Here is a 19990-nt window from a genome sequence, read left to right as displayed (position 1 = left end):
TCACCAGTAGCTGGAGCCGTTCCAGCGCGGCGGCCGGTCCATGTCGGGCGGCCCGTAGGCGGGGCGGTAGGGGGGCGGCTCGGGCCAATCCTCCTCGACTTCGACCTCGTCGTAGTAGGGCGGCGGCTCGTCGTGGACGCGCTCCGGCGGCCAGATCCGGACCTCCCGGTCCGCGTGCTCGGCGACCTCGATGGAGTCGTCGAGCGGCGCCTCGCCTTCGGCCTCTTCGGGATAGGCCCAGTCCCTCGGCGGCGGCGCGGCCTGCGGCATCCAGTCGAAGCCGCGGGCGGGCAGGCCGGCGTGGGCGGCGATCATGAAGCGGCGCCAGACGACGGCCGGCAGCTCGCCGCCGACCACGCGCCGCATCGGGCGGTTGTCGTCGTTGCCGACCCAGACGCCGACCGCCCAGTCGGGGGTGAAGCCGACGAACCAAGCGTCGCGGTGGTCCTGGCTGGTGCCCGTCTTTCCGGCGGCGATGCGCCCGAAGGCGGCCCGCCTGCCGGTGCCCGAGCCGATCACGCCCTGCATCATGCGCACCATCTGAGCGGCCTGGGTTTCGTTGTAGGCGGGCGCGCCGGCCGTCGGGGTGCGGGCGTAGAGGACGTCGCCGCGGGCGTTGGCGATGCTGGCGATCAGGTGCGGCGGGCGCTGGAGGCCGCCGTTCTGGAAGACCTGGTAGGCGCTGGTCAGCTCGAGCAGGCTCACCTCGTAGGCGCCCAGCGCGATCGACGGGCCGGGGCGCTCGGGGATGGCGGCCAGGCCGAAGCGGTGGGAGAGCTCGGCCACCCGCTCGACGCCGGCCTCGCGGGCCAGCCGCACCGAGACGGTGTTGATCGACCGGCGCAGGGCCTCGGACACCGACACCGCGCCGGAGTAGCCGCCGCCGAAGTTCTGCGGGCTCCAGCCGCCGATGCTGACCGGGGCGTCGGCGCGCAGCTCGTAGGGGTGGACGCCGCGCTCCAGGGCGGCGGCCCAGACCAGGGGCTTGAACGCCGAGCCGGGCTGGCGGCGCGCCTGCCAGGCGCGGTTGAAGGGGCTCTGGGCGTGATCGACGCCGCCGACCATGGCGCGGATCGACCCGTCGGGCGCAAGGGCGACCAGCGCCGCCTGGCCGGCGCCGCGGCGGCGGCCCTCCCCGGCGATGGCCTGGCGGACGATGCGGGCGGCCTCGGTCTGCAGCTTGGGATCGACGGTGAGGCGGACCACCAGGTCGGGCGAGCGGGTCCCGACCAGCGTCTCGGCCTGCAGGGCGGCCGCGTCGAGCACCCAGGCCATGTCGCCTTCGCCCGGCTCGGGGGTGTGGACCACCGCCGGCGGGGCGGCGGCCGCGGCGGCGACGGCCTGGGGGTGGGCCCAGCCCAGCTCCTCCATCTCGGCCAGGATGACCTTGGCCCGGGCCCAGGCGGCGTCGCGATCGTTGGTGAGGGCGAGGCGCGTCGGCGCCTTGGGCAGGGCGGCCAGCATGGCGGCCTCGGCCAGCGTCAGCTCCGAAGGCGGCTTGGCGAAATAGGTCCTGGCGGCGGCCGTCAGGCCATAGGCGCGATCGCCGAAGTAGATCCGGTTCAGATAGAGCTCGAGGACCTCGTCCTTGCTCATCATCCGCTCGAGCTTCATCGCCAGGGCGGCCTCCTGGACCTTGCGCCGCAAGGTCTTGTCGGGCGCGAGGAAGAGGGTGCGGGCGAGCTGCTGGGTCAGGGTCGAGCCGCCCTGGACGGTCCGGCCGGCCTCGAGGTTGACCTTGGCCGCCCGGGCGATGCCGCGCAGGTCGACGGCGCCATGGGAATAGAAGCGGCGGTCCTCGGCGGCCAGGAAGGCGCGGGGGACGTGGGGCGGCAGCTCCTTGAGGGTGACCGGCGCGCCGTGGCGGGGACCGCGGTGGGCGATCACCCGGCCATCCTTGTCCAGGAAGGTGACGCCGGGCGGACGGCCTGCGCCCCACAGGCCGCTGCGGTCGGGCACGGGCGGCAGGTCTGTCAGGAAGGCCTGCTGGAACAGCATCGCCCCGCCGAGGGCGAGCGCGGCGAGCGCCGCCACGACGCAGGCCGCCAGCCTCAGGCGCCGTCCCTTGCGGGGCGTGAGGTCGAGGGTGGCGACGGTGTAAGGCACAGGGGCTCCGGGGCGGCGTCCCGCAAACTGATGGAAGCTTGGCAAGGTTTCCATTCGCTTCAAGAACGGCGCCGCCGTGCACCGATTCCGGTCAGGCGGCCCCGGCGCCGTTCGCCGCCCCTTTGACCGCCGCATCCCCGTCGTAAGCCATCCACGCCCCCTGGAGCCGCAAGCCCCGGAATCATCTTGCGTCTTGCCGATGATGACGCGTTGAAGGCGCGGCTCAACCGCCCTTGGTTGCAGGCGCCGCGTTCAATCCTCGCGCGTGCGGCCGTTCATCTCGTCCCCGGCCGAGCGGGGCAGGCGGACGAAGAAGGCCAGCGACACCAGGCTGAGAACGCCGAACACCATGAACGCCGGGGCGATGGTGTCGGCCGTCATCTGCGGCTGGCCGCTCCAGGTCATGAACAGGTGCAGCAGGGTGGCGGCGAGGCCGATGCCGATGGACTGGTTCAGCTGCTGGAACATGCTGGACATGGTCGAGGCCCGGCTCATCTGCGGCTGGTCGACGTCGGCGTAGGCCAGGCCGTTCAGGCTGGTGAACTGCAGCGAGCGGAAGAAGCCGCCGACCAGCAGCACGGCCATGATCGCCCACTGCGGCCAGGAGGGGCGGAACAGGCCGTAGGCCATGAACGAGGCGGCGACGATCACCGCATTGATGATCAGGACCCGCTTGAAGCCGAACCGGCGCAGGATCGGCGGGGCGGTGGTCTTCATGATCAGAGCGCCGGCGGCGCTCATGAAGGTGAGCAGGCCGGCCTGGAACGGGGTGAAGCCGAAGCCGATCTGCAGCAGCATCGCCAGCAGGAAGGGCGTCGCGCCCATGGCGAAACGCATGAACGAGCCGCCCACCACCGCCGCGGTGAAGGTCTGCACCTTGAACAGCGAGAGGTCGAGGATGGCGTCCGGGTTGCGCCGGGCGTGCAGCCAGTACATGGCCGCGCAGCCGAAGCCGCCGCCGAACAGGCAGGCGACCGCCCAGGCCGGCATGATGTCCCGACCCAGATTCTCGAAGCCGAAGATCAGCCCGGCCAGCCCCAGCCCGGTGAGCAGCAGGCCGATGACGTCGAGCCTGGCGACCTGCTGTTCGGCCACGTTCGGCACGAAGCGCAGGACCAGCCCCAGGCCGACGACGGCGATCGGCAGGTTCATGAAGAAGATCCAGCGCCAGTCGCCGAAGGTGACGATGGCGCCGCCCAGCACGGGGCCGATCACCGGCCCCAGCAGGGCCGGCATGGTCAGCACCGACATCGCCCCAACCAGCTCGTTCTTCGGCGTGGTGCGCAGCAGGACGAGGCGGCCCACCGGCATCATCATCGCCCCGGCCACGCCCTGCACCAGCCGGGCGATGACTAGCTCGCTCAGGCTGTCGGCGAAGCCGCAGGCGGCCGAGCTGAAGGCGTAGAGGACGATCGAGGCGACGAACACACGCTTGGCGCCGAACTTGTCCGCCGCCCAGCCGCTGATCGGCAGGAAGACCGCCGCCGCCAGCAGGTACATGGTGATGGCCAGGTTGAGCCGCAGCGGCTCCTCGCCCAGGGCCTCGGCCATGGTCGGCAGGGCGTTGTGCAGGACGGTGGCGTTCAGCGTCTGCATCAGCAGCGCCGAGCCGATGATCGCCGGGACCAGCCAGCCGCGCACAGTCCGGCCGGCGGCGTCCTCGGCGGCCGCCGGGGCGGCGGCGGGGATCTGGCCGTCGACCTGGCTCATGCGTCCACCGACAGCAGCTGGAGGAGCGGCCCGGCGGCGGCGGCGAGGTCCCGCCGGGCGTCCGGCGGCAGCTTGGCCAGGCGCGCGGCCAGCCAGTCGTTGCGGCGCCGGCGGATGGCTTCGAGCGCCTTCACGCCGGCCGGGGTGATGCTGAGGCCCGAGCGGCGGCCGTCCTGGGCGTGGCCGGCCCGCACGATCCAGCCCGAGGCCTCGAACCGCTTGATGTGGCCGCTCATGGTCGGCCGCGAGATCTGCTCCTGGTCGGCCAGGTCGCAGACGCCGACGCCCGGCTTGCGCTTGATCTCGCCGAGCAGCAGGGCGTCGAGGGCCGACAGGCCCTCCTTGTTCGCCTCCTGCCGCAGCCGTCGGGTGACCCGCAACAGCGCCGGGCGGAGCGCCTCGGCGAGGGCGACGGGATCTTCCGGATCGGCGAGGACGGCTGTGCGCATGCGACTCGAGACTTAAGGTAGTTAGGTTTCCAAACTACCCATAAGCGCCTCGCGGCCGGCGTCAACCGCGCGCGGCGCGCGGGCGGCGGAGGGCCTCAACCTCCGGGCGGACGGGCGTCCCAGACCGACGGCGAGGGGGGCGGCTCGGCGACGTCGGTGACGGCGTCGGCGCCCGGCGGCGCCTCGTGGTCCCCCGACGCGGTCATCTGCTTGGGCAGGTGGTCGGGGTGGACCGAGGTGTGGCGGACCCGCGCGAGCTGGGCCGGGTCGTCCTCGTAGCGCATCTCCTCGCGGCGGTCGCCGGTGGCCACCGCCTCGCCGGCGTCGGTCTGGCCATCGCCGATGGGGACGCCGTCCTGGCGGTTCACGGGTTCCGGGGTGGTGTCGGGCATGGCGGCCTCCTTCTTCCGCAGACAAGCGGCGGCCGGGGCCGGACGTTCCGCCGGAACGGGCGCGAGGCGGCGGGGTTACCCCCGCAAGCCATTGAGGAGCCTTGGGATGAGCACGGAAGGCGAGCGGCACAACCCCGCCCAGCTGAAGGACGACATCGACAGCGGCAGGACCGGCGACAAGGTCGGCGGCTTCGACCCGGGCGCGGCGCCGCTGGGCACGGACGAGGAGGCCGGGGGCGCCGCGCCGACGGCCGACGAGGTGGCGCTCGCCCGGGCTCAGGAGGGCAGGCGCGGATCCAACACGGCCACCCAGAACGCCGCCGAGCCCTCGCTGCAGCCGGCGGGGGCGGGCTCGTCGTCGCCGCGCGTCGCGCCGGCGATCCTCGGCGCGCTGGTCGGCGTGGTCCTGGTCGTGGCCGCGCTGGTGCTGCTGCTCTAGGGCGCGGCGGACAGGGACGGAGGCGGCCTGGGCGCGCTCTCGCCGGCCTCCCTCGACGGCGCGCCCGCGGCGATGGACCTGGCGTCGGCTTCGCGCGCGCCCGGCAGCAGGACGTGATCGGTGAAGGCCGCCACCGCCTGGGCGTAGTCCGCCGCCAGCTCCATCGGGCCCATGTGGCCGGCCTGCTCGAAGGGCGCGAGATGGGCGGCGGCGAAGCTGCGGGCCACGGCCTCCCCGGCGTCGGGCCGGGTGACCAGGTCGCGGCCGCCGATGAACACCAGGACCGGCAGGCCGATGTGGCGCAGGTTCCCGGCGCCTTCCCAGTTCATCATCGCGAGGTTCCCCTTGGCCTGGACGGCGGGGGAGTTGCGCGTGGCCAGCAGCGCCGTCTGGTCGAGCTGGCCGGGCGACGGGCGCGTCCCGAAGCCGGCGATGCGCATGGCGATGTGGGTGGAGCCGCTGAGATAGCTCTGCCAATTCATCAGTCGGACCAGCGGCGCGAGCGCTATGTCGAGCTTCATCATCGGCCCGACCGCCGGCCGCATCGCCTGGATGAGGCCGCTCATCACCGTCGTGCGGCTGGGGTCCACACAGGTGGTGTTCTCCAGCGCCATGCCCGCCACGTCGCGGCCCAGCATGTCCGGATGGCGCTTGGCGAACTCCTGCAGGATCATCCCGCCGATGGAGTGGCCGACCAGGACCACCGGCCGGGCCGGCGCCGAGCGCACGACCTCGGCGACCACGTCGGCGAAGCGCGGCAGGGTGTAGACGCCGTCGGCGAACCCGCTCGAAAGCCCGAGCCCGGGCAGGTCAAGGCTGAGCGTCTGGAACCGCCTCGCCAGACGATCGCGCTGGTCGCGCCACATGGTGGCGTCGAGGCCCCAGCCATGGATGAGAACCAGGGTCGGCGCATCCTGCGGCCCGTGCCGCTCCAGATGGACTTCGGCGCCGTCGGCCGTCTGAAGGCGGGCGGTCTCGCCCCGCTCGAGCCGGCCGTGCGCCTTGGCCGAGCCGCGGCCGATCAGACCCATCACCACGAACCGGCCAAGGAAGGACCAGGCGAGCAGGCCGAGGCCGAGCCACAGCCGCCAGTCGGGCGACTCGCCGAGCGTCGGATGGATCTCGTCCCGCAGGTCGATCCACGACCAGACAAGCCAGGCGCCGGCGGCGAGGATCGCCAGCGAGAGGAGCGCGAAGAGGCGCTGAAGCAGGTGGAGGAAGGTCATGGCGGCTCCTGAACCTCGCCACAACCCATTGATCGATGGGATGTTCCTACGGTCTAGCGGATCTGTTGCACGTTGAGCGCGCCGGCCGGCAGGGGGCCGGGTTCGGGGTGCTCCGGCGCCTCGCCCAGCCAGGCGGCCCACTCGGACCTGGGCAGGATGACCACCTGCCGGTCGTGGTAGGGCGCGATGTCGGGGCCGGGCGAGGTGGTCAGCACGGTGAAGCGGTCCTCGCGCACGAGACCGGCCATGCAGAAGAAGTCGCTGTCGGTGGCGGTGAACAGCCACTTGGACTTGGGGTATTTGGTCCCGGTGAACTCGTAGAAGCCGTCTGCGGGGACCAGGCAGCGGCCCTTGGCGAAGCGGCGGTTCTCGGAGCGGTAGTTGATCACCGGGCCGCCCTTGGGCTGGGCGAAGCCCCAGCGCAGTTGCTTGAGCTCGGCCCCGCCGCCGCCGGCGCCGACCAGCACGGGGGCCGGGTCGGTCGGGCGGATGGAGTCGCGGGGCTCCAGGTTCGGCGCCCCGCCGCTCCAGGTGACCGGGATCTTCAGCTGGCTGAACTCCTCGACGATGCGGTCCAGCGGCTGGCGGAAGCGGTATTCGTTGCACATCCGCCTATCAGAGCCCGGTCAGGCGAGCCTGAAAAGCTCGCCTGTCGATCTTGGGCTAGACGATGCCGAGCAGGGACAGGACCACGGCGACGACGACGACCAGGCCGACGATGTAGATAACGCTCCTCATCAGAACTCTCCTCTTGGCCCGACCGAACTAGGCAACGTGGCCGCAAAAGCGTTGTTCCGAACTCGGGTGTCAGGCCGCGCTCACGAGGATGCGCCGGGCCTGGAAGGGCGGGATGATCGCGGTGATGTGCGCGGCCCAGCGCAGCCGCACGTCGCTGCGGGCCGGCGCATCGAGGCTCTCCAGGTCGTAGAGGCCGGGCCGCGAGCCGCGCAGCAGCCGCTTGACCAGCACCTCGTCGCCGTCGGTCTCGACCACCACCACATGGCCCAGCATGTCGGGCGTCGGCGGGGTGCGCTGGTCCTCGAAGTAGATCAGCGCCCCGTCGTCGGCGAGGCCGCGCATGGACTCGCCGGCCACCCGCAGGGCCACCGCCCTGTCGGTGGCGCCGGGCGGCAGGGGCGCGAGCTCGCCCGGCGACTGCCCCGTGGCGAACAGCAGGGCGCCGGAGGGATCGGCGCCGACCCGCCCGATGACCGGCGCAAAGCCCGGGTCGGACGCCGGCCCGGCGCCGGCGTAGAGCCACTCGGTCCGCACGCGGAAGGCGCTCGCATAGACCTTGGCCCTGCGCCAGTCGAAGGAGGCGGCGCCAGCCTCGTGCACCGCGTAGGCCGCCGCGTCCCAGCCGCAGGCGCCGGCCGCCTGCTCGGCGGTTTCGAACCCGGCGGCGATCCGCGCCTGCCGAAGTCGCGCCGCGCCCGGACGCCTGCAAGGGGCGGGGGTGTCGACGGTGGATGCAATCAAAACGCGCATGGCGGACATGTGCGACTATAGCGACAGGCCTGCGTCAGACTCGGACGTGTCAGCCCCGCGACGCGGCGCCGCCGTCCAACCGCTCGGCGAGATAGGCGCGCAGGTCGGCCGGCCAGCCGGCGGTCAACTCGTCGAGGCGGCCGAGGTCGCCCGCGAACAGGGCGCGGCTGGCCTCCTCGAAGCCGGGCAGGTCGCCGGCCAGGGTGGACATGACGCGGTAGGCGGCCTCGCGCCGCTGGCGCACCGCCTCGGGGCCATCGGCGTCGGTCATCGCCGCCTGGACCAGCCGGCGCAGCGCGGCCGAGGCGCCGCCGGGCTGGGCGGCGAGCCAGTCCCAGTGGCGCGGCAGGAGGGTGACCTCGCGCGCGACGACGCCGAGCTTGGGCCGGCCGCGCTTCGGGGGCTCCGCGGGCGCGTGGCGCGCGGCGATCTCGGCCGCGTCCCCGCGCAGGTCGAAGTCGGTGGGGCGGCCGGTCGCGTCCTCGAAGGCGATCAGCCGGGTCTCGCCGCGCTCATAGGCGGCCTTCAGCGCGACCGCGACCTGGGCGGCCGAGCCGCGGGCCAGCAGGCGGTCGCCCGCGAAGGCGGTGTAGCGGCGCTCGTCCATGGCGCGGCATAGCAGGGCCGCCGCGCCGGCGTCAATTACGCCCGGGTATAATTAGCTGCGGGCGACGTGCTCCGGCTTACCCTTGCGCTTGGTCGAAGCCATCTTCTCGAGCTCCTTCTCGCTCATGGACTCGACCATCGACTTGGAGGCGCCCTTCAGCTTGGACTTGGGCTGGTCGCCGCGCTTGGCGGCCAGGGCCGCGCCGGCGGCCTTCTGCTGGGCGGCGGACTTGGCGGGCATGGCGTGTGCTCCTCGGGTTGCTGCCGGGAGGAGAACGAACGAGCGCTGCGCCTGTTCGGCTTGACCGTATGCGCCGCCTCGGGCGGAATTCCGGGCATGATCCTGATCGGACAGTACGACAGCCCGTTCGTGCGGCGGGTGGCGGTGGCCCTGCGGCTCTACGGCATGGCCTACGAGCACCGGCCCTGGTCGGTGTTCGGGAACGCCGAGGAGATCGCCCGCTACAATCCGCTGCGCCGCGTGCCGACGCTGGTCACCGACGACGGCGAGTCGCTGATCGAAAGCGCGGCCATCCTCGACTGGCTGGACGAGCAGGCGGGTCCGGGGCGGGCGCTGATCGCGCCGTCGGGCCCGGAGCGCCGGGCGGCCCTGAAGGTCTGCGCCCTGGCCACCGGCATGGCCGACAAGGCGGTGAGCCTCGTCTACGAGCAGGTGGTCCACGGCCGCGGCACGCCGGTCTGGGTCGAGCGCTGCCGCACCCAGATCGCCGGGGTGCTGGATGCGCTGGAGGCCTCCCGCGGCGAGGCCGCCTGGTGGTTCGGCGAGCGGCTGACCCACGCCGACATCGCCGCCGGCTGCGTCCTGCGGTTCGTCGGCGAGGCGTTGCCCGGCGCGTTTGATGCGGCCCGCTGGCCAAGGCTCGCGGCCCACGCAAAGGCCTGCGAGGCCCATCCGGACTTCGCGGCCGTCGTCCAGCCGTTCCACGTCACGCCCCCGAAGGGGTGATCTCTACATGTCGGGAGGAAGAAGTGGTGCCGCCGGGCAGGATTGAACTGCCGACCTCAGCCTTACCAAGGATGCGCTCTACCACTGAGCTACGGCGGCGAAAGGCGAGGGCGCGCTGATAGCCAAAAGACGCGCCCGCGGGAAGCCCCTAAAATGGTGAAGAGGGACCGATCCGCCCGTTATCTATGGTCGCAGGCCGTAAATATCCAATGAGCGCAGACAAATCCGACGCCGACCGTGAAGCCAAGCTCGCCCAGGCGCTGAGGGCGAATCTGCGCCGCCGCAAGGCGCCGAAGCCCGTTCCGAAGGCCGGCGATTCGGGGCCGGCGACGGGCGGGGAGGGCGGCGAGTCCGGCGGGCGGTGAGCCGTTCGGCGGGCCGTGCGTTGCGCCTTGGCGGCGCTTGGGGGCGCCGCTAGAAGCGCGTTTGGAGAGACGGTCCGCGTTCGGCGGGGCCGGACCTGAGGGACCGAATGGATCGCATCGCCATCACAGGCGGCGCGCGGCTGGAGGGCGAGATCCCGATCAGCGGCGCCAAGAACTCGGCCATCAAGCTGATGGCGGCCAGCCTGCTCACCGACCAGCCCCTGCGGCTGACGAACATGCCGCGGCTGGCCGACACCCGGTTCCTGGGCAAGCTGCTGCAGCGGCTGGGGACCGAAGTGGTCGAGGCCGAGGGCGAAGCAGGGCCCGAGACCCTGCTGCACACCCCGGAGATCGTCAGCGCCATCGCGCCCTACGACCTGGTGCGCCAGATGCGGGCCTCGTTCAACGTTCTGGGCCCGCTGGTGGCGCGGACCGGCCAGGCCAAGGTTTCGCTGCCCGGCGGCTGCACCATCGGCGCGCGGCCGGTGGACCTGCACCTGAAGGCGCTGGAGGCCCTCGGCGCCCGGATCGACCTGCACGAGGGCTATGTCTACGCCCAGGCGCCGCGGGGCCTGACGGGCGCGCAGATCGCCTTCCCCTTCGTCTCGGTGGGCGCGACCGAGCACGCCATGCTGGCGGCCGTGCTGGCCGAGGGCCGGACGGTGCTGAGCAACGCCGCGGCCGAGCCGGAGATCGCCGACCTCGCCGAGTGCCTGATCAAGATGGGCGCGCAGATCGCCGGCGCCGGGACCTCGACCGTCGTCATCGACGGCGTCGCGCGGCTGAACGGGGCGACCCACGCGGTGATCCCGGACCGGATCGAGACCGGCACCTACGCCCTGGCCGCCGCCATGGCCGGCGGGGAAGTGCGGCTGACCCGCACGCGGGCGGACTTCGTCGACGCCCTGCTGGTGAAGATGGCCGAGGCCGGGGTCGAGGTGACGCGTCACAACGACGGGCTGACGGTGAAGCGCAACGGCGCGCGGCTGAAGGCGGTGGAGGTGGAGACCGACCCCTATCCCGGCTTCGCCACCGACCTGCAGGCCCAGTTCATGGCGCTGATGTCGCTGGCCGACGGCGAGAGCGTGATCAAGGAGACGATCTTCGAGAACCGGTTCATGCACGCGCCCGAGCTGGCGCGGCTGGGCGCCGACATCACCGTCCACGGCGGCGAGGCGCGCGTGCGGGGCGTCTCGGGCCTGAACGGCGCGCCGGTGATGGCCACCGACCTTCGGGCCTCGGTCAGCCTGGTGATCGCGGGCCTGGCCGCCCAGGGCGAGACGATCGTCAACCGCGTCTACCACCTGGATCGCGGGTTCGAGCGTTTGGAAGAGAAGCTGGGCGCGTGCGGCGCGAAGGTGCGCCGCCTCAAAGGCGACGGCGAGACGGAGGAGTAGGGGCAGGGCATGGCAGCTTCCAAGGCGCCGCCGCTGCGTCTTCTGGCGCAGGACGCCGAGGACCTGGCGATCATCTCGGCGGCCGTTCAGGACGCGGTCGTCAAGCTCGGGGACATCTCCTACGAGCCGAAGGCGCGGCGGCTGACGCTGGCCTTCAACCGCTATCGCTGGGAGGCCGGCGGCGAGCGGGTGCGCAGCGGCCTGCAACTGGGCGGGGTGCTGAACGTCAAGTCGCGCAAGCTGAAGCGAGGCGTGAAGGACGCGGTGGTGGAGATCCTCGCCGTCACCTTCGAGCCCGGCGACGAGGCGCCCGGCGGCTGCATCGTCTTCAGCTTCGCGGGCGATGCGGACCTCAAGGCCGAGGTCGAGTGCGTCGACGCGGTCCTGGCCGACGTCTCCGAGCCCTGGCCGACGCCGAGGACCCCGGCGCACGAGGTGTGAGCGGTGGCCACGCCGCACCAGGAGGCGGAGGCGGCGCTCACCGCCTACGGCCTGACCTTCCCGGAGACGGACGCGGGTCTGGGTTGGGCCTTCACCCGGGTGCTGCGGGTCAAAGGAAAGATGTTCTGCATCTTCGGCGACAAGGCCGAGCCTGAGGACGCGCTGACGATCACCGTCAAGCTGCCGATCTCGTTCGAGATGGTGCAGGACCTGCCCTTCGTCCGAGAAAGCCGCGGCTGGTACAGGCAGCACCAATGGGCCATCGCCCGCTTCGGGCCGCAGGACGATGTCCTGGCGGAGCTGCCGACGCTGGAGGCGTGGATCCGGCAGAGCTACTGCGCGATGGCTCCGAAGAAGCTGGCCCGGCTGGTGGAGGCGGAGGGTCGCCCGGACTGACCGCGAGCAAGGCGCGTGGCGTTCTGTCGCCAGGGCGGATAAAGAGCGCGCCATGCGCCGCTTCCGCTTCCCAGACCCCGATTTCCAGGACCGCTTCTCGGCCTTCGTGGACGAGCGGCGGGGGATGCCGGCCGACGTGGAGGCGGTGGTCCGCGAGGTGGTGGACTCCGTGCGGACCGAGGGGCTCGAGGGCCTGCTGCGGTTCGCGCGCAAGTTCGATGATCCGGCCCTGACCGAGGCGACCTTGAGGGTCAGCGCCGAGGAGATCGCCGAGGGCGCGGCGAGGTGTCCGGCGGAGGTGCGCGAGGCGATCGAGTTCGCGGCCCGGCGGATCCGCGCCTACCACGAGCGGCAGCGTCCGCAGGACATGCGCTTCACCGACGAGGCCGGCGTCGAGCTCGGCTGGCGGTGGACGGCGCTGGAGGCGGTGGGGATCTACGTCCCCGGCGGTCGGGCGGCCTATCCCTCCACCGTGCTGATGAATGCGGTGCCGGCGGCGGCCGCGGGCGTCGAGCGGATCGCCATGGTGACGCCGCCGGGCGGACTGAAGCCGGCGGTGCTGGCGGCGGCCAAGGCGGCGGGCGTGACCGAGATCTGGCGCATCGGCGGGGCGCAGGCGGTGGCGGCGCTGGCTTACGGGGCCGGGCCGATCCAGCCGGTGGACAAGATCGTGGGGCCGGGCAACGCCTACGTCACCGCAGCCAAGCGGCAGGTCTACGGCGTGGTCGGCATCGATGCGATGGCCGGCCCCTCGGAGATCGTCGTGGTGGCGGACGGGGCCAACGATCCGGCCTGGATCGCCGCCGACCTGCTCTCCCAGGCCGAGCACGACCCGGACGCCCAGTCGATCCTGATCACCGACGACGAGGCCTTCGCCGGCAAGGTGGAGGCGGCGCTGGCCGAGCAGCTCGGCGCGCTCTCCACCGGCGAGGACGCCGCCGCCTCCTGGCGCGACCACGGGGCGGTGATCATCGCCCCGCTCGACGAGGCGCCGCCGCTCGTCGACCGCATCGCCCCCGAGCACGTGGAGTTCGCCGTCGAGGCGCCCGAGCGGCTGGCGGACCGGGTGCGCCACGCGGGCGCGATCTTCCTGGGGCGGCATGCGCCGGAGGCGGTCGGCGATTATGTGGCCGGCTCCAACCACGTGCTGCCCACCAGCCGGGCGGCGCGGTTCTCCTCGGGCCTGTCCCTGTTCGACTTCATCAAGCGCACCTCGATCATCAAGTGCGACGCGGCCGCGTTCGAGCATCTCGGCCCGCCGACGGTGGCGCTGGCCGAGGCGGAAGGCCTGCCCGCCCACGCGCGCTCGGCGGCGATCCGGCTGGGCCGGGGCTGACGGTCTTGACCTCTCCCCGCCCTGCGGGGAGAGGGTAGGGTGAGGGGCTTCGCCGCCCCGGCGGCGAACGCCGGCGCGCGGCGACGGCTAAGACCTCCAGGCGGCGCTCGCGGCGGAGGCCCCCCTCTCCCAACCCTCTCCCCCCGCTTCGCGGAGAGAGAGGTCTTAGGGCTAGACTGGCGACGATGCTGCGGATCTCGGAACTCAAGCTGCCCCTCGACCACGCGCCCGAGGCGCTGCCGGCGGCGATCGCCAGGCGCCTGAGCGTGCGGCCTGAGGACCTGGTGCGCTGGTCGGTGTGGAAGCGGGCGCACGATGCGCGCCGGAAATCGGCGATCCTGAAGGTCTACATCGTCGATGCCGAGGTGAAGGGCGAGGCGGCGGTGCTGAAGCGGCTGGTCAAGGACCCGCACGTGCGGCCGACGCCGGACACCGCCTACCGCCCGGTGGTCGCCGCACCGCCGGCGCCGCGGCTGCGGCCGGTGGTGATCGGGGCCGGGCCCTGCGGCCTGTTCGCCGGGCTGATCCTGGCCGAGATGGGCCTGCGCCCCATCATCCTGGACCGCGGCAAGGTGGTGCGGGAGCGGACCAAGGACACCTGGGGCCTGTGGCGGCGCAGCGAGCTGAACCCGGAGTCGAACGTCCAGTTCGGCGAGGGCGGGGCCGGCACCTTCTCGGACGGCAAGCTCTACAGCCAGATCAAGGACCCGCGCTTCCTCGGCCGCAAGGTGCTGACCGAGTTCGTGCAGGCCGGCGCGCCGGCCGAGATCCTGACCGAGGCGCACCCGCACATCGGCACCTTCCGGCTGGTGACCATGGTCGAGAGCCTGCGCGCCAAGATCGAGTCGCTGGGCGGGGAGTATCGGTTCCAGCAGCGGGTCGTCGATGTGGAGCTGGACCGCGGGCGGGACGGCGTGCGGCGGCTGCGGGGCCTGCACCTGCACACCGGCGAGTTCATCGAGGCCGACCAGGTCGTGTTCGCCGTCGGCCACTCCTCGCGCGACACCTTCCAGGCGCTCTACGACCGGGGCGTCCACATCGAGGCCAAGCCCTTCTCAATCGGCTTCCGCATCGAGCACCCCCAGTCGTGGATCGACCGGGCGATGTTCGGGCCGTGCGCGGGGCATCCGGACCTGGGGGCGGCGGCCTATTCGCTGTCGCACCACTGCGCCAACGGGCGCACGGTCTACAGCTTCTGCATGTGCCCGGGCGGGACGGTGGTGGCGGCCACCTCCGAGCCGAACCGCGTCGTGACCAACGGCATGAGCCAGTATTCGCGCAACGAGCGGAACGCCAACTCCGGCTTCGTGGTGGGGATCTCGCCGGCCGACTATCCGAGCGAGCACCCGCTGGCCGGCATCGACCTGCAGCGCGACCTGGAGAGCCGGGCGTTCGTGGCCGGCGGCGGCGACTACTACGCGCCGGGTCAGCTGGTGGGCGACTTCCTGGCCGGGCGGGCCTCCACGGCGCTGGGCTCCGTCACTCCCAGCTATCGCCCGGGCGTGCGGCCGACGGACCTTTCGGCTGTCATGCCGGACTACGTGATCGAGGCGATGCGCGAGGCTCTGCCGGTCTTCGGCCGCAAGATCCCCCGCTACGACGATCCCGAGGCGGTGCTGACCGGCGTCGAGACCCGCACCTCCTCGCCGATCCGCATGACCCGCGGGGGCGACTTCCAGAGCCTGAACGTGCGCGGCCTGTTCCCGGCCGGCGAGGGCGCAGGCTACGCCGGCGGCATCCTCTCGGCCGCCGTGGACGGCATCAAGGTCGCCGAGGCGGTCGCCCGGGCGATCGTCGGCGAGGCGGCGGCGGCCTAGCAGCCGGGCGAGATCCCGCGCCGCCGGCGCTTTTCGCGGAACGGCGGGCGCGCAAACCCGCTGATGGTTGGCGCTGACCGCTCCGACGCGCCACGTGGGTGGTCCACCTTTGGGACAGCTCGGCGGACTGAATGCACCACGACACGTCGCTCATCACCACCGTCGTCATGGGCCTGGTGTTCGCGTTCGCGGGAGGCTTCCTGGCGGCTAAGGTTCGGCTGCCGCCGTTAGTGGGATACCTGCTGGCCGGGATTGCAGTCGGTCCGTTCACGCCGGGGTTCACCGGGGACGAGGAGATCGCCACCCAGCTCGCCGAGCTGGGGGTGATTCTCCTCATGTTCGGCGTGGGGCTGCACTTTTCGATCAGGGATCTGCTGGCGGTCCGGAACATCGCCGTGCCGGGCGCCCTCGGTCAGATCGCGGCGGCGACCGCGATGGGCGCGGGCCTTGCTCACCTGTGGGGCTGGGGGCTCGGGGCCGGTCTTGTCTTCGGCCTGGCGCTGTCGGTGGCCAGCACCGTCGTGTTGCTGCGCGCCCTGGAGCAGCGGCGCGCCATCGACACCGTCAATGGACGCATCGCGGTCGGCTGGCTGATCGTCGAAGACCTGGTGATGGTCCTCAGCCTCGTGCTTCTCCCGGCGCTGGCCGGGCCGCTCGGCGGTGATCCTGCCGTGGCCGGCGGTGCGGCGGCGAACGCGGCGGGCGGCGTCTGGGGCGCACTGGGCCTGACGGTGCTGAAGGTGGGCCTCTTCCTGGCGTTGGTGCTCACCGTGGGCTCGCGCGTGGCGCCCTGGCTGCTACGGCAGGTCGCCAAGGTCGGATCGCGTGAACTGTTCACACTGGCCGTCCTGGCGACCGCCCTGGGCATCGCCTACGGGTCGGCGGAGCTCTTCGGCGTTTCCTTCGCGCTCGGCGCCTTCTTCGCCGGCGTCGTGCTGAGCGAGACAGACTTCAGCCACCAGGCGGCGGCCGATTCCCTGCCGCTCCAGGACGCCTTCGCGGTCCTATTCTTCGTCTCCGTCGGGATGCTCTTCGACCCCACCATTCTCGTCCGCGAACCGCTGGCGGTCGCCGCCGTGGTGGCGGTGATCGTGTTCGGCAAGTCGATCGCAGCCTTCGGGATCGTGCTCGCCTTCGGCTATCCGGCGGGGACGGCGCTTACCGTCTCCGCCAGCCTGGCCCAGATCGGCGAATTCTCCTTCATCCTAGCCGCGCTGGGCGTCAGCCTCGGTCTGCTGCCGGAGGAAGGCCGTGACCTTATCCTTGCCGGGGCCCTGCTCTCGATCACCCTCAATCCCATCGCATTTGCGACCATCGACCCGATCATGCGTCGTCTCCGGGCCCGCCCAGACATGCTCGCGAAGATCGAACGCAAGGGCGACGAGGCGTTGGCGAAGCTGCCCACAGGAGGGGACGAGGGCCCGTCGGATCATGCCATCATCGTCGGTTACGGACGCGTCGGCCGGCGTGTGGGCGACATTCTCCGCAGCCAGGGTCTTGCCGTGGTGGCCGTCGACGAGGACCGTCGGCGAGTCGAAGCTCTCCGCAAGGAGGGCGTCGCCGCCGTCTACGGTGACGCCGCGAATACAGGCGTCCTCGAGGCCGCCGGCCTGCGGCATGCGAAACTGCTGATCGTCGCCACGCCGGGCAGCTACCAGACGCAGCGGATCATAGACGCCGCCCGCGAGGTCAATCCCACGATCGACACTGCGGTCCGCACGCACTCCGACAGCCAGGTGGCCGAGCTTGCGAGAAAAGGCGTGGGCATCGCGATCATGGGCGAGCGCGAGCTGGCGCTGGGTCTGCTGGAGTACGCGCTCACGCGGATGGGCGTGGATCCAGGCGAGGCGAGGCTGATCGTCGCCAAGGCCCGGCTCTCGGGGGAAGGGGGCGTATTCGAGCGCCAGTTCGACGCCGAGCCGCGCCGACCCGCCCCTGAACGACGCCCCGCCCGCAACTATGACGCCTGACGCCGAGGATCAGGCCTGGGTGGGGGCCAGGGTGACCGCCGTCACGAGCACTGCCTGGACGGCCGCGACAACGGGCCTCCGAACCTGGAGAAGACAGGCGCCGGCGATCAACGCCAGGCCCAGCACGGCGTAGTAGCCCCGGTGGTCGGCGCCGGCCAGGACGGCGGACGCCCCTGGCAGATGAAACCCGAGCGCCGCCGCCAGGAGTCCGCAGATCATCCCAAGAACCTCGAGGCGAAGCGCCGGAGCGCGCTTCCCGGCGTCCGGCAGATCCGCTTCGCTCCGGACGGCGGCCAGAAGAGACGCCACGTCGCCGCGATCGTAGTTCCGGGGCAGGATTCCCATCGGCGAATACCGGAGGAGCGAGCGGCGCACCTCCGGATCCTCAGGCCAGAAGAACGCGAGGCACAAGGTGAAGGCGGCGGCCTCGGCGATGAACGGCGCAAGACCGGCCGCCTCGCGCTCCGCCTCCACGACGAGCAGGTGCGGACGCCATTCGCGAAGCTGCCGCAGGGTGTGGAACTGTGCGCCGGAACGTCGGCAATCCACGTCCGTACGCGACGCCAGCAGCGTCGTGAGCCGCTCGGCCGTGGGCGTTGATGCGTGGATGAGCACTCTCAGCATCACGATCCTCCGCGGTGGCGATCGCGGGATGATAGGCCGTGAGTCCAGGTTGCCCTAGACCTGCGAAGGACGGGCGCTATCCGCCCTGTCCAGGGCCGTGCGAAGCGACTCTTCTCGCCATGGCAGGTCGAGGATGGCCACCGGCTGGAGCGTCGCCAGCGCCTCCCGCACGCGCTCGTCGCCGTTCGTCAGGAACACGATCTGCGCGTCGGCTTTCCGCCCGATCTCGAGCACCGATTCTGTCGAGGCGTCGAACGCATCGAGGTCGGTGTCGATGATGAGCAGATCAGGCCGATGCGTTGCGGTCAGCGCGACCGCGTCCTCGGCGTTCATGGCCCAGCCCGCCACCGCGTGGCCAGCGGCCTCGATCGCCTCCTGAAGCAGGACGGCGGCGATCGGATCGTCCTGCAGTATGAGCACCTTCAGCATGGCTTAGAGCGCCTAGGCCTCCGGCAGGACAAGATGCGCTTCGCCGTTGTCGGCTCGGAACGAGGCCGGGATCGGAGACGAACTTGCCAGGTGCAACGTCACGCCGCTGGCGAGGAAGACCCGCTGAGACACATCGAGGCGGATGATCGCCAACTCGTGCAATTCGCCCAGCGCCTTCATGGCCCGCTCGGGCGAGAGGCCGTTCGCCTCCTTGGCGTGATGCAGAAGGTCGCGTTTGGGCACGCGCCCACCGCGGGGGCTGCACACGAGCAGGCTGCGCAACAGCCCGTACTGCGCATCGTCAAGGATCAGGCGTTCAGCCATTGCGACCTCGCCAGCCGCCCGCTCGAGGGGCTCGGTAATCTAACGGAACCGGGGCCGCCGCGTTCACACCGGGCGCCGAGGCGAAGGCGTGCTCGCCGTCCCGCCGGGGCGGGGTTAGCCTCGGGCCCATGCCTTTCCACGAATGCGCCGCCCTCCTCTTCGGGTCGATGTGTCTCGCCGGGCTCCCGGCCCTTCGCATGCCGACGCTCCGCCAGCGCCTGCGGCGGCCGGCGATCTGGGCGGGCCTGATCCTGGCGGCGGCGATCATGAGCGGACTTTCCGGTCTGGCTTCGACCACGGGCCATGCCGGGACCGGCTTCGTCACCCGCCACGGCTGGCCCAAGCCCTACCTGTTCCGCCAGGTGTTGGAAGACGGCGCTCACAACACGGCCTTCGATCCGCTCTACTTCGCCGGAAACGCCATGGCCCACGCCGCCGTGCTGCTCGCGCTCCTGGTGGTGCTCAGCGCGGCGCCCCGGCGGCGCTGACCTGCTGCCCGACGGGCGGCGTCACCTGGTCCAGTAGAGCCGCACTGGCGAGGGTCCGCCATCGCGAGCCCTTAACCGGGAGCATCGTCCCGCCCCCGTTAACCACCCCGCAACACCTGTGGCGAGGCCCCGCCCTCGGAGCGTCCGAAATCCGCCTAACGAAGCTGAACAGTAGCTGACAGACGCGGGGCGGGGGCCGTTCAGATGCGCGCCGCTAGGGTGCGTCGCATCGGGGCCGTCACCGGCTCCGGACGAAATTCGCGACACGAGGACGGAGAGCAGCCATGAACTTCACCCAAACCAAGCTGGCGCGCGGCGCGGCGGCGGCCCTGGCCGGCCTGGCCCTGACGGCCGGCGCGGCGGTCCCGGCTTCGGCCCAGCAGATCGGCAGCGGCGTGGTCAACTGCGACGCGCCGGGCAACAAGCAGATCGCCGGCGCGCTGATCGGCGCCCTGGCCGGCGGGGCGCTGGGCTCGAACCTGGCCAAGAACGACCGCGGCACGGGCACGGCCATCGGCGCGGTCGCCGGCGCGGCCACCGGCTCCTACGTCGGCTGCCGGATGCAGCGCTCGGACGCCACCCGCCAGGGCGCGTACGGCTATCAGGAGCGCACCTACACCCACGGCGGCTACCGCCTGAACGGCGGCCTTTCGCCGGCCAGCTTCGCGCGCGACGGCGACGTCTACCGCGCCACGACGACCATCAACGTGCGCTCGGCGCCGACCACCGGCTCGGCCCGCGTCGGCCAGCTGCGGGCCGGCCAGGAGTTCGAGGCCCTGGCGCGGGTGCGCAACTCGCCCTGGGTGCTGGTGGGCGAGGGCGGCGTCGGCGTCGGCTACGTCCACGAGGCCTACGTCGTGCCGGCGGGCGGCGGCCGCTACGCGGCCCGCTACTAACGCCGGATCGGCTGAGGAGAGACTGGGCGCCCGGGCCACCCCCGGGCGCCCTTTTCTGTTCCGTGGGGTCCTGGCGGATGACGGCGCAGCCCGGATTGGCATAAAGCTCGCCGTTACGAATCCG

Annotated in this window: 23 protein-coding genes and 1 tRNA gene; 11 read left to right on the top strand and 13 right to left on the bottom strand. The window is 72.0% G+C overall.

Annotation, left to right across the window (positions count from 1 at the left end; translation table 11 throughout):
• The 4 genes from ACFSC0_RS20150 to ACFSC0_RS20135 form a co-directional block, all read right to left on the bottom strand.
• Positions 1-2106 carry a transglycosylase domain-containing protein gene (locus ACFSC0_RS20150; protein ID WP_377281749.1) on the bottom strand — a complete coding sequence of 702 codons (2106 nt, stop codon included), beginning with the start codon at positions 2104-2106 and terminating at the stop codon, positions 1-3.
• Between the two features lie 252 nt (positions 2107-2358).
• Positions 2359-3816, bottom strand: a complete 1458-nt coding sequence (locus ACFSC0_RS20145) for a DHA2 family efflux MFS transporter permease subunit (protein WP_377355253.1) — start codon at positions 3814-3816, stop codon at positions 2359-2361.
• A complete protein-coding gene (locus ACFSC0_RS20140) occupies positions 3813-4265 on the bottom strand; it encodes a MarR family winged helix-turn-helix transcriptional regulator (protein WP_377281747.1) in 453 nt (150 codons plus the stop codon). The genes ACFSC0_RS20145 and ACFSC0_RS20140 overlap by 4 nt, the downstream gene beginning before the upstream one ends.
• 95 nt (positions 4266-4360) lie before the next feature.
• Positions 4361-4657 (bottom strand): hypothetical protein, encoded by a 297-nt coding sequence (locus ACFSC0_RS20135; protein ID WP_377281746.1) that lies wholly within the window; start codon positions 4655-4657, stop codon positions 4361-4363.
• Between the two features lie 106 nt (positions 4658-4763).
• Here ACFSC0_RS20135 and ACFSC0_RS20130 point away from each other — a divergent pair, with 106 nt between their 5' ends.
• A complete protein-coding gene (locus ACFSC0_RS20130) occupies positions 4764-5096 on the top strand; it encodes a hypothetical protein (RefSeq protein ID WP_377281745.1) in 333 nt (110 codons plus the stop codon).
• Here the strand turns inward: ACFSC0_RS20130 and ACFSC0_RS20125 are convergent.
• The 5 genes from ACFSC0_RS20125 to ACFSC0_RS20105 all read right to left on the bottom strand — a co-directional run bounded on the left by ACFSC0_RS20125 (position 5093) and on the right by ACFSC0_RS20105 (position 8657).
• Positions 5093-6322: an alpha/beta fold hydrolase gene (locus ACFSC0_RS20125; protein ID WP_377281744.1), complete on the bottom strand. Its 1230-nt coding sequence runs from the start codon at positions 6320-6322 to the stop codon at positions 5093-5095. The genes ACFSC0_RS20130 and ACFSC0_RS20125 overlap by 4 nt on opposite strands.
• Positions 6323-6375: 53 nt before the next feature.
• Complete coding sequence (locus tag ACFSC0_RS20120) at positions 6376-6930, bottom strand: SOS response-associated peptidase (protein ID WP_377281743.1); 555 nt, start codon at positions 6928-6930, stop codon at positions 6376-6378.
• Between the two features lie 199 nt (positions 6931-7129).
• Positions 7130-7819 carry an XRE family transcriptional regulator gene (locus ACFSC0_RS20115; RefSeq protein WP_377355252.1) on the bottom strand — a complete coding sequence of 230 codons (690 nt, stop codon included), beginning with the start codon at positions 7817-7819 and terminating at the stop codon, positions 7130-7132.
• A gap of 40 nt (positions 7820-7859) precedes the next feature.
• On the bottom strand, positions 7860-8417 hold the full coding sequence (locus tag ACFSC0_RS20110; RefSeq protein WP_377281741.1) for a DUF2239 family protein: 558 nt from the start codon (positions 8415-8417) through the stop codon (positions 7860-7862).
• A 51-nt stretch (positions 8418-8468) separates the two neighbouring features.
• Positions 8469-8657 carry a DUF3008 family protein gene (locus ACFSC0_RS20105; protein WP_377281740.1) on the bottom strand — a complete coding sequence of 63 codons (189 nt, stop codon included), beginning with the start codon at positions 8655-8657 and terminating at the stop codon, positions 8469-8471.
• A gap of 96 nt (positions 8658-8753) precedes the next feature.
• Here ACFSC0_RS20105 and ACFSC0_RS20100 point away from each other — a divergent pair, with 96 nt between their 5' ends.
• A complete protein-coding gene (locus ACFSC0_RS20100; protein ID WP_377281739.1) occupies positions 8754-9383 on the top strand; it encodes a glutathione S-transferase family protein in 630 nt (209 codons plus the stop codon).
• 24 nt (positions 9384-9407) lie between these two features.
• Here the strand turns inward: ACFSC0_RS20100 and ACFSC0_RS20095 are convergent.
• Positions 9408-9482: transfer RNA gene (locus ACFSC0_RS20095), tRNA-Thr, on the bottom strand.
• Positions 9483-9592: 110 nt separating this feature from the next.
• Here ACFSC0_RS20095 and ACFSC0_RS20090 point away from each other — a divergent pair.
• The 7 genes from ACFSC0_RS20090 (at position 9593) to ACFSC0_RS20060 (ending at position 17105) form a co-directional block, all read left to right on the top strand.
• A complete protein-coding gene (locus ACFSC0_RS20090; RefSeq protein WP_377281738.1) occupies positions 9593-9748 on the top strand; it encodes a hypothetical protein in 156 nt (51 codons plus the stop codon).
• Positions 9749-9855: 107 nt separating this feature from the next.
• The gene (murA, locus tag ACFSC0_RS20085) at positions 9856-11145 is read left to right on the top strand and encodes a UDP-N-acetylglucosamine 1-carboxyvinyltransferase (RefSeq protein WP_377281737.1); all 1290 of its coding nucleotides are present in this window, start codon (positions 9856-9858) and stop codon (positions 11143-11145) included.
• Between the two features lie 9 nt (positions 11146-11154).
• A complete protein-coding gene (locus ACFSC0_RS20080; protein WP_377281736.1) occupies positions 11155-11586 on the top strand; it encodes a DUF2948 family protein in 432 nt (143 codons plus the stop codon).
• A gap of 3 nt (positions 11587-11589) precedes the next feature.
• Positions 11590-11982: an MmcQ/YjbR family DNA-binding protein gene (locus ACFSC0_RS20075; protein ID WP_377281735.1), complete on the top strand. Its 393-nt coding sequence runs from the start codon at positions 11590-11592 to the stop codon at positions 11980-11982.
• Between the two features lie 52 nt (positions 11983-12034).
• Positions 12035-13318: a histidinol dehydrogenase gene (gene hisD, locus ACFSC0_RS20070; protein ID WP_377281734.1), complete on the top strand. Its 1284-nt coding sequence runs from the start codon at positions 12035-12037 to the stop codon at positions 13316-13318.
• 185 nt (positions 13319-13503) lie between these two features.
• The gene (locus ACFSC0_RS20065; RefSeq protein WP_377281733.1) at positions 13504-15135 is read left to right on the top strand and encodes an NAD(P)/FAD-dependent oxidoreductase; all 1632 of its coding nucleotides are present in this window, start codon (positions 13504-13506) and stop codon (positions 15133-15135) included.
• Between the two features lie 131 nt (positions 15136-15266).
• Entirely contained in the window at positions 15267-17105 is a 1839-nt protein-coding gene (locus tag ACFSC0_RS20060) for a cation:proton antiporter domain-containing protein (protein WP_377281732.1), read from the top strand.
• A 9-nt stretch (positions 17106-17114) separates the two neighbouring features.
• On the opposite strand, the gene ACFSC0_RS20055 is transcribed toward ACFSC0_RS20060, so the two are convergent.
• The 3 genes from ACFSC0_RS20055 to ACFSC0_RS20045 are packed head-to-tail and all read right to left on the bottom strand — an operon-like array spanning position 17115 to position 18482.
• Complete coding sequence (locus ACFSC0_RS20055) at positions 17115-17729, bottom strand: hypothetical protein (protein WP_377281731.1); 615 nt, start codon at positions 17727-17729, stop codon at positions 17115-17117.
• Between the two features lie 54 nt (positions 17730-17783).
• Positions 17784-18158, bottom strand: a complete 375-nt coding sequence (locus ACFSC0_RS20050) for a response regulator (RefSeq protein WP_377281730.1) — start codon at positions 18156-18158, stop codon at positions 17784-17786.
• Positions 18159-18170: 12 nt separating this feature from the next.
• Entirely contained in the window at positions 18171-18482 is a 312-nt protein-coding gene (locus ACFSC0_RS20045) for a hypothetical protein (RefSeq protein ID WP_377281729.1), read from the bottom strand.
• A 197-nt stretch (positions 18483-18679) separates the two neighbouring features.
• Here ACFSC0_RS20045 and ACFSC0_RS20040 point away from each other — a divergent pair, with 197 nt between their 5' ends.
• The gene (locus ACFSC0_RS20040; protein ID WP_377281728.1) at positions 18680-18970 is read left to right on the top strand and encodes a hypothetical protein; all 291 of its coding nucleotides are present in this window, start codon (positions 18680-18682) and stop codon (positions 18968-18970) included.
• A 284-nt stretch (positions 18971-19254) separates the two neighbouring features.
• Entirely contained in the window at positions 19255-19866 is a 612-nt protein-coding gene (locus ACFSC0_RS20035; RefSeq protein ID WP_377281727.1) for an SH3 domain-containing protein, read from the top strand.
• Positions 19867-19990 lie beyond the last annotated feature (124 nt).

Source organism: Phenylobacterium terrae, from assembly GCF_042681205.1.
GTDB classification, from domain to species: Bacteria; Pseudomonadota; Alphaproteobacteria; order Caulobacterales; family Caulobacteraceae; genus Phenylobacterium; species Phenylobacterium terrae.
Note: the sequence above shows the minus strand (reverse complement) of the source record. Positions and strands in the feature narration are given on the sequence as shown.

Bases quoted from the DNA above. Each gene is read 5' to 3' on its own strand.
- ACFSC0_RS20060 (WP_377281732.1), top strand. From the start codon at position 15,267: ATGCACCACGACACGTCGCTCATCACCACCGTCGTCATGGGCCTGGTG.
- ACFSC0_RS20090 (WP_377281738.1), top strand. From the start codon at position 9,593: ATGAGCGCAGACAAATCCGACGCCGACCGTGAAGCCAAGCTCGCCCAG.
- ACFSC0_RS20045 (WP_377281729.1), bottom strand. From the start codon at position 18,482: ATGGCTGAACGCCTGATCCTTGACGATGCGCAGTACGGGCTGTTGCGC.
- hisD (WP_377281734.1), top strand. From the start codon at position 12,035: ATGCGCCGCTTCCGCTTCCCAGACCCCGATTTCCAGGACCGCTTCTCG.
- ACFSC0_RS20050 (WP_377281730.1), bottom strand. From the start codon at position 18,158: ATGCTGAAGGTGCTCATACTGCAGGACGATCCGATCGCCGCCGTCCTG.
- murA (WP_377281737.1), top strand. From the start codon at position 9,856: ATGGATCGCATCGCCATCACAGGCGGCGCGCGGCTGGAGGGCGAGATC.
- ACFSC0_RS20110 (WP_377281741.1), bottom strand. From the start codon at position 8,417: ATGGACGAGCGCCGCTACACCGCCTTCGCGGGCGACCGCCTGCTGGCC.
- ACFSC0_RS20140 (WP_377281747.1), bottom strand. From the start codon at position 4,265: ATGCGCACAGCCGTCCTCGCCGATCCGGAAGATCCCGTCGCCCTCGCC.
- ACFSC0_RS20035 (WP_377281727.1), top strand. From the start codon at position 19,255: ATGAACTTCACCCAAACCAAGCTGGCGCGCGGCGCGGCGGCGGCCCTG.
- ACFSC0_RS20065 (WP_377281733.1), top strand. From the start codon at position 13,504: ATGCTGCGGATCTCGGAACTCAAGCTGCCCCTCGACCACGCGCCCGAG.
- ACFSC0_RS20130 (WP_377281745.1), top strand. From the start codon at position 4,764: ATGAGCACGGAAGGCGAGCGGCACAACCCCGCCCAGCTGAAGGACGAC.
- ACFSC0_RS20135 (WP_377281746.1), bottom strand. From the start codon at position 4,657: ATGCCCGACACCACCCCGGAACCCGTGAACCGCCAGGACGGCGTCCCC.
- ACFSC0_RS20120 (WP_377281743.1), bottom strand. From the start codon at position 6,930: ATGTGCAACGAATACCGCTTCCGCCAGCCGCTGGACCGCATCGTCGAG.
- ACFSC0_RS20115 (WP_377355252.1), bottom strand. From the start codon at position 7,819: ATGTCCGCCATGCGCGTTTTGATTGCATCCACCGTCGACACCCCCGCC.
- ACFSC0_RS20145 (WP_377355253.1), bottom strand. From the start codon at position 3,816: ATGAGCCAGGTCGACGGCCAGATCCCCGCCGCCGCCCCGGCGGCCGCC.
- ACFSC0_RS20040 (WP_377281728.1), top strand. From the start codon at position 18,680: ATGCCGACGCTCCGCCAGCGCCTGCGGCGGCCGGCGATCTGGGCGGGC.
- ACFSC0_RS20055 (WP_377281731.1), bottom strand. From the start codon at position 17,729: ATGCTGAGAGTGCTCATCCACGCATCAACGCCCACGGCCGAGCGGCTC.
- ACFSC0_RS20125 (WP_377281744.1), bottom strand. From the start codon at position 6,322: ATGACCTTCCTCCACCTGCTTCAGCGCCTCTTCGCGCTCCTCTCGCTG.
- ACFSC0_RS20100 (WP_377281739.1), top strand. From the start codon at position 8,754: ATGATCCTGATCGGACAGTACGACAGCCCGTTCGTGCGGCGGGTGGCG.
- ACFSC0_RS20080 (WP_377281736.1), top strand. From the start codon at position 11,155: ATGGCAGCTTCCAAGGCGCCGCCGCTGCGTCTTCTGGCGCAGGACGCC.
- ACFSC0_RS20105 (WP_377281740.1), bottom strand. From the start codon at position 8,657: ATGCCCGCCAAGTCCGCCGCCCAGCAGAAGGCCGCCGGCGCGGCCCTG.